Source organism: Floridaenema flaviceps BLCC-F50 (assembly GCF_041929275.2).
Lineage (GTDB): Bacteria > Cyanobacteriota > Cyanobacteriia > Cyanobacteriales > Aerosakkonemataceae > Floridanema > Floridanema flaviceps.
Genome location: NZ_JBHFNR020000002.1, coordinates 1972269 through 1984126, shown reverse-complemented (window position 1 = coordinate 1984126; position 11858 = coordinate 1972269). Strand labels below are relative to the sequence as shown.

General features: G+C 38.9%; 6 protein-coding genes. 5 read left to right on the top strand and 1 reads right to left on the bottom strand.

What is annotated here, in order from left to right; all coding sequences use genetic code 11:
* The first annotated feature begins 141 nt into the window (after positions 1–141).
* From ACE1CI_RS29035 to ACE1CI_RS29020, 4 genes are all read left to right on the top strand, one after another.
* Complete coding sequence (locus ACE1CI_RS29035; protein WP_413265752.1) at positions 142–1047, top strand: S1 RNA-binding domain-containing protein; 906 nt, start codon at positions 142–144, stop codon at positions 1045–1047.
* A gap of 587 nt (positions 1048–1634) precedes the next feature.
* Complete coding sequence (locus ACE1CI_RS29030; RefSeq protein WP_496615888.1) at positions 1635–2351, top strand: hypothetical protein; 717 nt, start codon at positions 1635–1637, stop codon at positions 2349–2351.
* Positions 2352–2366: 15 nt separating this feature from the next.
* A complete protein-coding gene (locus tag ACE1CI_RS29025; protein WP_496615887.1) occupies positions 2367–4283 on the top strand; it encodes a M10 family metallopeptidase C-terminal domain-containing protein in 1917 nt (638 codons plus the stop codon).
* Between the two features lie 120 nt (positions 4284–4403).
* Entirely contained in the window at positions 4404–7274 is a 2871-nt protein-coding gene (locus ACE1CI_RS29020; RefSeq protein WP_413265750.1) for a M10 family metallopeptidase, read from the top strand.
* A gap of 75 nt (positions 7275–7349) precedes the next feature.
* Here the strand turns inward: ACE1CI_RS29020 and ACE1CI_RS29015 are convergent, their stop codons facing one another.
* Complete coding sequence (locus ACE1CI_RS29015) at positions 7350–9851, bottom strand: helix-turn-helix domain-containing protein (RefSeq protein WP_413265749.1); 2502 nt, start codon at positions 9849–9851, stop codon at positions 7350–7352.
* A gap of 694 nt (positions 9852–10545) precedes the next feature.
* Between ACE1CI_RS29015 and ACE1CI_RS29010 the strand changes: the two genes are divergently transcribed.
* Positions 10546–11844 (top strand): hypothetical protein, encoded by a 1299-nt coding sequence (locus tag ACE1CI_RS29010; protein WP_413265748.1) that lies wholly within the window; start codon positions 10546–10548, stop codon positions 11842–11844.
* The last annotated feature ends 14 nt before the right edge of the window (positions 11845–11858 follow it).

The window sequence follows — 11858 nt, the reverse complement described above, 5'->3', positions numbered from 1 at the left end:
TACTGAAAATGTGGTAAACCTTTTGCAAGTGTTTGCCACTGTTAAATAATGCTGAGTTACTCAGCCAAATCAACAGTTGTTAGTGGTATTTATATAGTCATGCCACTGGCACAATAACAACACACTAATTTAGATTGCAAGATGAAATCCAATTCAACTCCTTCTCCTGCAGAAAATCTATCCTTTTCTAGAGATGATTTCGCCAAAGCTCTAGAAGCGCAAAGTTACGGATTTGAGAAGGGACAAATAGTACGCGGTAAAGTCTATGAATACGCTAGTGATGGTGCATTTATAGATATAGGTGGTAAATCTCCGGCTTTTCTACCTGCCAGAGAAGCTTCGCTGCAAGGGGTTACAGATTTATCGGTGTTGTTACCTTTGCAGTCAGAAAGAGATTTTTTAATTATCCGGGAACAAGATGCAGAAGGACAAGTCACTGTTTCTGTGAAGCAGTTAGAAATTAAAGAAAAGTGGGATAGACTCAACGAATTGCAAGATAGCGGTCAGTCAGTTCAAGTAAGAGTTAGTGGTGTAAATAAAGGTGGGGTGACTGTAGATGTTGAAGGGTTGCGGGGGTTCATTCCGCGATCGCATTTGCTCGATCGCAACAACCTAGAAGACTTAATCGGTCAAGCTCTAACCGCTACTTTTATCGAACTAGATCAAAGTCGTGGTAAACTCGTACTTTCCCAACGTTTAGCTAGTCAATCTGCCCGATTCAGCGAAATAGAATTGACTCAACTCGTAGAAGGAACAATTTCTAGTATTAAACCCTTTGGTTTATTTGTAGACTTAGGCGGAACTAGTGGTTTACTACACATTAAACAAATTAGCCAAAACTACATTGAATCTTTAACCAATTTATTCCAAGTAGGTCAACCAATTAAAGCAGTAGTTGTGAATTTGGATGAAGGCAAAAGCCGCATTTCTCTTTCTACCAAAGTGTTAGAAAACTATCCCGGAGAAATGTTAGAAAATATGGCAGAAGTTATGGAATCAGCAGAAGCCCGTGCCCAAAGAGCCAGAAAAAATTTATTAGGTAGTTAATCTACTTAGTGGTTGGTTGGTTTATAGTTGAGCTTTTCCGAGCAACCACTATTTAATAAACCAACATTTTTTTCTTTGCACCAAAGTTCAAAACTAATTTGAGCCGTCGGGCTTAAGGTGTCGAGAGCAAAAAGTTTTGCTCTTACTTTGATCAACCGGAGTTAGCAGTACGGCAAGTTTAAAAGTTAAAATTTAAAACGCCGCAGCTATGAGCCAGGAATCACAAATCCTGGCTAATTACTCCTTTTATTTGGGAAAATCTTAGGAGTTACACAGAAACCCGGTTTTTTAACGTAATTGCGTTATTTCAGCGTTAGAGTAGTAACGAAAAACCGGGTTTCTTGGCTTATGGTGCGTAAGTCCTAAATCTCAACAATTAAACCAGCAATAATAAATTAATTCTTAATTTTTCCAGTTGATTATTAAAATTGTTTCCCAATTAAACCCAATTTTCCAAATTTGATCTAACATCATAACTTGGTTATACTAATTCGCCTGATTCTTGAAAGGAAAGTTTTCCCTGTGATAACCCCACAATTTTCACAAGCTCCTCACCGCGAATTAGTATTTCTTTCAGTGCGACTTGAGTGAATTTAAAACTCACCAAAGCGCCAGTTATTCCCTGCCTAAATTTAGGCGCTACTGTACTGACAGCAGCGGGAAAGTTATATAGCAGTGTCAAACAAACATTGAATTACATTGAAAAAGGTAGAGCAATCATGGCTGATACTCGTTTAAGACTAGAAGATATTTTCGATCCCAATTACTATCGCCAGCAAAATCCCGACTTAGCAGGGTTAAGCGATCAACAAGCATTACAGCATTTCCGACTATATGGCTTGCAGGAAGGTAGACGGTTCTCGCAATTTTTTGATTGGGATGTTTTTAGCCGGCAAAATACTGATCTGGTAGGAAATACTAATGCTCAAACATTACAAAACTTTTTCGATCGAGGACTTCCCGCAGGCCGACAATTTTCTAATGTTTTCGATGTCAATTACTATCGAAGTGCTAACCCAGATTTAGCAAGCTTAGACAACAACCAATTATTTAAGCAGTTTCTTACTTCTGGGCTAAATGAAGGACGGAATTTTAACCCGCTAATTGATATCAATTATTATCGGACAGCTAACCCTGATTTGGCAGGTTTGAGTAATCGGGAACTATTCACTCAATTTATTAACAATGGATTGAATGAAGGCAGACCTTCTTTACCATTGTTTGATTTCGATTTTTATGTACAGAATAACGGTGATTTATTTGCTGATAATTCTTTTTTAAGAGATGACTTACATGATGAATGACAACCTTCTTTACCATTGTTTGATTTCGATTTTTATGTACAGAATAACGGTGATTTATTTGCTGATAATTCTTTTTTAAGAGATCGAGAATCTATAGATGGTACATTCATAACTAATCAGGAAATCATCAAGCATTTTTTGAGCAATGGTTTAAATGAAAAGCGAAGATTTAGCCCATTTTTTGATGTTGATTACTACCTAACAAACAATCCAGACTTGGTTGCAGCTGGTTTGACTGGGCGACAAGCTTACGATCATTTTAGAACTACTGGAGTCAACGAAGGCAGACGCTTTTCGCGATTTTTTGATACGACTTATTATTTGGGAAATAACCCCGATTTACGGGCTGCTGGATTGACACCAGGACAAGCATTCAATCACTTTTTGAACTTTGGTATTGATGAAGGTCGTCGTCCGTCGGAGTTATTTGATCCAGTATATTATTTAGCAAATAACCCGGATTTAGCAGCAGCACAAATCTCTTATCGCGCTGCTTTTACGGATTTTCAAACGACTGGTTTTAATTCAGCGCGATCGGCATCTGTGTTCTTTGATCCAGATGCGATCGCCCCTTTATTAAATGTACCTGTAGAGCTAGGAGAACTACCCATAAATGACTGGCTAACAAATGCAGACAAATGGAAAGATATCCCCCCAGGAGGCACATTAACCTACAGCTTTGTCACCACAGCTAGCGCACGTTTGTATGAAGGCCCAGAATCTGGTGTTAGCGAATTAACCCCAGAAATTAAAAATAACATTCGCAACATGATGCGAACTCTTTCGCAATACATTCCGATTAACTTTGTTGAAGTTTCTGATAGACCTCCCAATGTTGGCAGAATCAGATTTATGTTTTCCGATGGGCCAAATACTCTCCGTGATGGTGTTGCTTACGCCTATGCTTATTTACCATCGGATGCGCCTGGTACAGGTCTTGCTGGTGATGTCCATTTAAACCGCAATAGAAGTTTAGCTGATTTCTCAGCTGGCCCTGGTAGTTTTCCTTATCAAATTATTCTTCATGAAATTGGTCATGCTTTAGGTCTAAAACACCCGTTTGAGGATATATACCAACTCCCCTTCGGGAAAGATAACAATACTAATACCATCATGACCTACAATGATGACCCAAACCCATCTATTTCATACAATGGTTCTTTTGCAATTACGCCAATGGCCTATGATATTCGTGCTTTACAGTATTTATATGGTGCGACTTATTATAACCAAGGCGACACAGTTTATACCTTTGATATCAACAACTTTATCGGGCCAAATCAAAGAGATGGTCAAAACAGTTTCAAACAAACACTTTGGGATAGTGGTGGTATTGACACTCTAAACTTTGCCGCTTTACCAGCAATCTCAGGTGGCTATTATTTCAACATGAATGAAGGGGGACAAAATACCACCCAATTTGCTCTGAATGGCTCAGTATATTCAATTACGGTTCCTAATAGTAATCAAGGAGGTTCTCCAGGTACTTTCCCAGTTTTAACTGACAGCTTCGGTACCACAATTGCTTTTGGAACGCAAATTGAAAACTTATATGGTTCACAGGGGGATGATGAAATTTTAGGTAATAATTTGCCTAACATTATTGCAGGTGGAGCAGGTAATGATAGTATCACTGGTGGCTCTGGTGCAGATATTTTAGTTGGTGGTGATGGCAGTGATGTATTTATTTTTGCTTTAGGAGATGGCAGCAAAAATCCCGCAACAACAAACGTCATTAATGACTTCCTACCAGGCGTAGATAAGATTGGTTTAAGCTTAGGTTTACCATCATCATCAATAGCTATTACTCAAGGAACAGGTGCAAATGCTGCTGATACTTTGATTTGGGTTCCTAGCACAGGCGAATACTTAGCAGCTTTGAAAAATATTCCCGCCTCTTCAGTAAGCTATTCTGACCTAATACCTGTCTAGGAATTAAATCTTATGGGTGCATTTCATCTTTTTTTGCTGTGTTTTTGACGGCAAAGAACCAGCAAACTAATTGTCTTTTCACTTTCTACTCATTCATTATTTACACAAAGGAATCAAAATATGGCTACCACACCTTTGCCATTAAGTATAAACGACTTATACGACGAGAATTTCTATCGGGCAAGATACTCAGATTTAAGTAATTTAAGCAGTAGAGAACTGTATCAACATTTATTGACTGTTGGGCTTACAGAAGGGCGGAATTTTTCACCCTACTTTGATTTCGATTTTTACAAGCTTAGTAATCCATCTTTAGCCAATCTTAGCAACAGGCAATTAGTTGATGATTTTCTCAATCGTGGAATTGACGCAGGTTTGAAATTTTCTCCCTACTTTGATTTGGATGTTTATCGCGCCAGCAATCCAGATTTAGCCCAATTAAGTAACAGAGAATTATTAGTACATTTTCGTGACTCAGGCGTAAATGAAGGGCGTAAATCTACCCTAATTTTTGACCCCGAATTTTACCGCTATGCCAATCCTGACTTATCGCAACTAAATAACAAACAAGCATTTTATCACGTTCAAACTACTGGAATTCAACAAGGTCTAGAATTCTCTCCTTTCTTTGACATCACTTTCTTTCGCACCGCTAATCCAGACCTTGCCAACTCCCTAAATAACAGGCAATTACTCGAACAATTTTTCATTAATGGACTACCCCAAAGTCGCAGATTTTCACCTTTTGTCGATATAACTTACTACAAAAGCAACAATTCCGACTTAGCAAATCTCAGCAACACTCAGTTACTTACTAACTTAGAAAATGTTGGTATTTTCCAAGGACGGCCTTTTTCCTCTTTGGTCGATTTGAACTTTTACCGCACGAGCAACCCAGATTTAGCAGCGCTGAATAACAAACAATTACTTGAACATTTGGAAACTTTTGGGTTAAATGAAGGTCGTCGCTTTTCATCAGTTGTTGATTTAAACTCCTATCGAAATACTAACTCCACATTTCAAACTCTCAGCAACAGAGATTTGTTTGAAAACTTCCAACTTTCTGGCTTGTCTAACGGAGTAGCTTTATCCAATTTATTGGATTTGAAGTTTTACAAAAAAGCTAACCCTGATTTAGAAACGTTAACGGACGCACAATTAATCGAACATTTCCAAAATGCTGGTTTAAGAGAAGGACGCAAATTTTCACCTTACTTCGATGCCAGTTTCTACGTCAATAATAACCCAGACTTACTTGCTGCTGGATTTAAACCCTACGAAAGCCGAACGATCGAACATTTCCTTAGATTTGGGTTAGCAGAAAACCGTCCTTTTTCTCAATTTTTTAACCTGGATTACTACAGAAATAACAATTTTGATTTGCGAAATTTAACACCTGCACAAGCATTTCGACATTTTATCGATTATGGAATTAAAGAAGGTCGTCGTCCTTCCGTTTTATTTGATTCCCGTTACTATATTGCTAATAACCCTGATTTATTAGCTAAAAATTTGACATTTGAAGAAGCTTTTCAAGATTTCCAAATTAGTGGATTCACAGCACCACCTCGTCCAGCTTCAATTTTCTTCGATCCAAATACTATTGCTCCTTTAGTAACTGGGTCACTCGCTAATCCAAATAACATCTCTAAATGGCGCGATATTCCCCTTGGCGGAACATTAACCTACAGTTTTGTTACTACTGCTAGCGCCTTTTTATATGAAGGTTCCGAATCTGGTGTTGCTGAAGTATCTCCACAAATTAAGGACAATGTTCGCAATATTATGCGGCAATTTGCTGAAACAATTAACCTTAATTTAGTTGAGGTTCCTGATAGACCGCCTAACGTTGGTCGGATCAGAATTTTATTTTCTGATTTACCAGGTAGCCAGAATTTATCAGGTACTAGCTTAGGGCCAACAGACTCACCTGGCAATGGTCGTAATGGTGATATTCATTTAAATCCGCAGGTTGCGAACGAATTTGAGCAAGGTCCTGGCAGTTTTGGCTATGAATCGTTGCTATTTTTAGTTGGTGGTGCTCTAGGTCTGACTGATTATGGCAGCAAAAGGGGACAAACTGGAGAAAGTACTTCTCCAGATCTCCCCCTAGCTAAGGATAACAATACAAATACCGTAATGACCCTTAACTTTATTCCTGGTGAATATGATGGCTCATACGCAAGTACGCCAATGCCTTATGATATTCGTACTTTGCAGTATCTTTATGGAACTAGCACGTTCAATAGTGGTGACACTGTTTACAACTTTGGTAACAATAATCTCTTAGTCAAAAGAACAATTTGGGATGCAGGTGGTATTGATACTTTAGACTTTTCTGGATGGGGTGCTTTGCCAGAAAATGTTCGGGTTAATGGTTTGGACTATTACTTTGACATGAATGAAGGTGGACAAAACACAACACAAATAGCTTTACCTCGCCAAAGTCCTCCTAGCGCTGTTGCTACTGGTGCTACTTATACCTACACTCCTTCTGGTAGCAGTGGAAATAATGGTACAACTTCCACTTTTAGAACTACCAGTTACGCTACTAGAATTGCTTTTGGAACTGAAATTGAAAATTTAGTTGGTTCTCAAGGTAATGACGAAATTTTGGGCAACAATTTAGGTAATAATATTATCGGTGGGCCGGGAAATGACAAAATAGCTGGTGCTAAAGGGCCAGATATTATTTATGGTGGTGCTGGAGCGGATACTTTTGTATTTGCTCCTGGTGATGGGGGAGCAAATCCAAGTTTGGCAGATTTTATTGGCGATTTTAAAAAGGAAGAGGGAGATAAAATTGGTTTAGCTCTTGCTTTGCCATTTAGCGCTTTAACTATTTCTCAAGGTACTGGTGCTAACGCCAATAATACTTTAATTCGGATTACTGCTACGGGTGAATATTTAGCTGTATTAGCAGGTGTTTCAGCTAGTTCATTGAATGCTAGTGATTTCATTAGTGCTGATGTTCAAAGTTTCATTCCTTAAATTAAGATGTAAGCTGTAACCCGCCAGGAAGATTGATTTGCTGGCGGGTTTTTGATAGTCAATGGGATGTTAGTGCTAAATTTTCCATTGCTTTTTGATTTTTTGTACTTGTTTAGGTGCGCCCATTTGTTCATAAATTTGAATGGCTGTTTGGAAGTTACTGTTACTCTTTTCAATTTCACCGATTTTTTGATAGGTGCGGGCTAGTTCATAGTAAGCGTCGGCTAGGTCTTTTTTAGCTGTTATTGTTTGCAAAATGTCGATCGCTCTTGTATGCCTTTCTAACGCTTCTTCATAGTTACCTTGATTGCGACTCACCATTGCTAAACCAGTGATTATTTGACCCTGCGCTCGCTTATACTTACTGCCTTCTGCATAACTTAAGGCGCGGTTAAACATGGTTAATGCTTGTTCATTTCGTCCTAGATTAGTATTAATTATCCCCATAGCAAAAAAGCTCTGTACATGACTCCATGAACCCAGCATTCTCTCTGGAAGTTTCAGATAAGCTTGGTAACTTTTCTCTAGTAATTCCAACGCTTTCTGTTGCTCAGCTTCCGACTCACTATAAGAATATAGTAAACCTATACTAAACTGAGAAATTATGGCATATATATGCCAATTTGTATTTTCTGTTAAAGCAATAACTTCTTCGTAAGATTGAATTGCTGCTTCAACTTCCCAGAGAGCTTCTTTACAAGAACTAGTTGTAAATAGAATGCCTATATTATATTTTTCTAGTTCATGTTTAATCTTAGGATCGAAATTGTCTTTGTCAAGAGAATCGCTATATTTTTTTGCCATCATAATACATTTTTGGTAATATTCAATGGCAGTCCGAATATCACCCTGGTGATGGTAAAATCCGCCGATATGACCAGGAAGCATGGTTAAATAATAGTCATTATCAAGTTTATCTGTAATTGCCAAAACTACAGAAAGAATGTGTTGCACTAAGCCTAATCTCCCAAAAGAAGTTGTTAGTGCTTCTGGTTCTCCTTGATAATTTAATTTGTACTTTCTTTCTTTTAAAAGTACTTCGCAAGCTAAGTCAAATTCTGCAATATCAACATAATGATAATAAGCTTCCAAAGCTTTGATTGCATCTTCTGTAGTATCTAAGGTTTCTACACTTTGCGTCCAAAATTCGGCGGCTTTTATATTGACAGTTTTCCAATCTTCACTGGCTTTAAGCCTTGTCCTGGCTTCTGCACGAATTACTGGGTGTAACCAATATTCTCCCTTGAGGAATTCTACCAAAGATCGATCGCGCAAAGACTTCACAACTCGAATCCTTTGCGACTCTGGAACATCCCAAAGCAAACACATCATCACATCCCGATGTAGCGCACGTACATCTTGATAGCGAAAACATCCCAAACGGCAAAGCAATTTATAAGCATCCAGATCGACTTCTTGCAACCGCTTAAATTGACTAACAACCAAATCTTGTAAATCTGACTCAATTAACAAATTCTTCTGATTTGCTTGCCAGTAACTTTCCATATCACCTGACCAATCAGTTTGAATCACACCACTCAAGATGTGCATCGCTTTAGCATTTCCGCCATAAGCTTGGTGCATCGCCGACAAAACATCAGAATGAACCTCAATCCCCCGATTTATAAAAAACTGTTTCCAGACCGATAATTTTAATCCTTCTAATCGATAATCCTGAAAAGTGACAGCAGATTCCCCAAGTCTTTCCCGACTGGTAATTAAAGTTACACAGTTTCCGGCTGGATCGGCTAACACGCGGAATAATTCTACATAGTCTCGATGAGCAGGAATCAATCTCCCATGTTTATCTAAAGCAGGTTCTAAATTATCAATCAACACTCCTACCCGACGATTTGGATCGCGTAACTTTTGCCGCAATAACTCCAGCGTCACCCCAAAGTCTTCTCTCGGTTCCTCCTGAAAGTGTCGCCTTAGCCATTCTTCAACTATACTTTTGGCATTGGTAGTGATGATTTCTGCCTCTTTCGCCATCCACACTTCCAGAATTGGGTCAAAATTCTGAGTGGTGAAATATTCCCAAGACAACAAAGACTTACCCACGCCACCCTTACCATAAACCAAAATAATTTTCGCCCCTTGTTGGACAAAAGCATTTATGTCGGCAATTTCCCTGTTTCGTCCCATGAAATTGGGGTTATGAACTGGGGTAGGTTTCGGTTCGGGATCTACAGGTTCATCATATAGAGGTGGTGTCTCCGGTTTCGATCGTCCTTGCCTTTCTGACTCCCGTTCCACCGCCGCCTGAAGGTTGATCTTACTGACTGGTTCTGCCAAAACTTCACTCAGCAGTTTCCATAACTTAGAACCAATATCTTGTCTGATGTAGGTCAAGGTATAGCCAGATTCTTTGGCAATCTCAGCATAACTTTGCCTTAACCAAGCTCCCTTGAATACTAGCCTTTCAACGTCCTTTAAACGCCTGTTATTTTTAGCCAACACTGCTCGATCGATAATTTTTAGTGCTGCTTCTACATCCATGAGAGCCAATTTATGATTAATTTCTACTGGTTCATCCATAGTATAACCTGACTTTTCCTGACTTTTTCCTACTACCACCTGAAACCTCCTGAGCTTTCCTGAGCTTTTCTGTTTTTTTCTTACTTAAACTGAGGTAAGCAAACTACCTACTTTTTCCTTATCGACAAATCTTTGAATTTCTACGAAACTATATTTATCAGGTGAAAGGGCAGTTTTCGGGACTTTACTAGATATGGATAAAAAATTATATTCTCGGTTGACATTCTATTTAAATGATTGGAAAAAGTTACTACATTCCCGAAAGGTTTAATGCTTGTAATTTAAGTATGACAAGGATTCTAGACATAGCAATATGGCATTAATAGTAAATCAATAGGTGGTATTTACTGAATTAATTGCCATTTGTCATACCGAATAGATAAGTATTAAAGCTGGGATTGAATTAGGTAATTAACCATTGCTGAAATCAACAGATGGCTAAAATTCTCACTCGCTATTCGTTAAGATAATGATCGGTGGTTGACTTGGAAAAATCTTCAAAATTTTTCTCCCTTAAGTAAAGCAAATATAAACTTATTGGCGAAAAAAGTGTCCAAGTTAGGTGAGTGTAGTCCTCCGGGAAGTTCCCTGGTAAAAGTTTTCATTTTTGGTGCCTACTGTCAATATCTGAGTCAGATTAAAAAGTTAAATCACACAAAGGGGCGATCGCACCCAAATTAATTTTCCCTAAATGTTAGTGCAATTTGTAACTTTAATGCTGAGGGGCAATACCATGCAGGTTCAAGCTAATACTATTCCAAATGTAACTACTGCCGTTAACGCCAATAGTCCGGAACTCTCACTCCCAAAGGAGGGGTCAAATTTACAGGAAATTCTCCTTGATGAACTTTCCCAAAAAGTTGGTTGCAACTCCCAGAGTGTACTAGGAGTAGCAACCAGAATTGCCACAGAAGTAGAACGGATGTGCTACAAAAGTGCTCGCATCCAAACTTCTGGAGAAGTTTACTCTTGGCAACTGATATTGGGACGTAATAGATTACACAAGTGCTTGTCTTACTACCAGAAAGGCGCAAAACAGGGACGTATTGAACTGCATAGCAATTTAACTGCTATGATTTATCGTTACGTAGCACCGTCTCAATCTCAGTTGGGTTTCCAAGGTCGGAAAAATCTGATTGACGATTTTTTGCAAGAGTTTTACGCTGCTTCGCTTGCTGCTTTTCGTCGGGAATACGAGTTACCCAATTTTCAACTGGGCACCAAGCTAGAATTAGCAGAGTATTTGGCGTTTACAGAAAATTATGCCAAGCGCCGCATTACTTTACCAAATGGTACCAGTCAACAATTGATTGTGTTGCGGGTGCAGGCTTTTGTTAAACGTCAACCTGCGGAAACTTCTGTTGATATTGAACAAGCGGTAGAAACTCCCAAAGGAGAGTACGATCAACAAAGTGGTTGGTCTGCTTCCACAATGCAGCAAGTGCGATCGCAAATGATGACGGAAACAGTCGATCCTACTGATGGGATGTTGCGCGATCGAATTATCACAGAACTCCTAAACTATTTAGAATCTCAAGGTCAAACGGACTGTGTAAACTACCTAGTCTTAAAACTAGAAGACTTTTCCGCCCCGGATATTGACGAGTTTCTCAAATTAACCCCTCGCGAACGAGATTATCTACAACAACGCTTTAAGTATCATGTAGATAAGTTCGCCCGTGCATCCCACTGGAAACTAGTCCATCAGTGGTTAGGCGCAGACTTAGACCAAAAATTGGGAATGTCCTCTGGGCAATGGGAAGAATTTTTAAATCAACTTTCCCCACAACATCGGGAATTGTTGGAACTCAAAAAAGTCAACAAATTTGATGAGGAAATTGCCAAAGATTTAAAATGGTCACTCAAACAGGTACAAAAGCAATGGATGGATCTCTTAGAACTTGCCTGGAAATATCGTAACTGGGACGGTCAAAAATTCCCCGGCAAAAAATCTAATCTCCGTTCCGTTAAAGATTCCACAAAAGTTAGGAATATCTCTGACAATTCCCATTTGCCTTTAGCAGTTTCATAGTGAGAAAAGGCTCC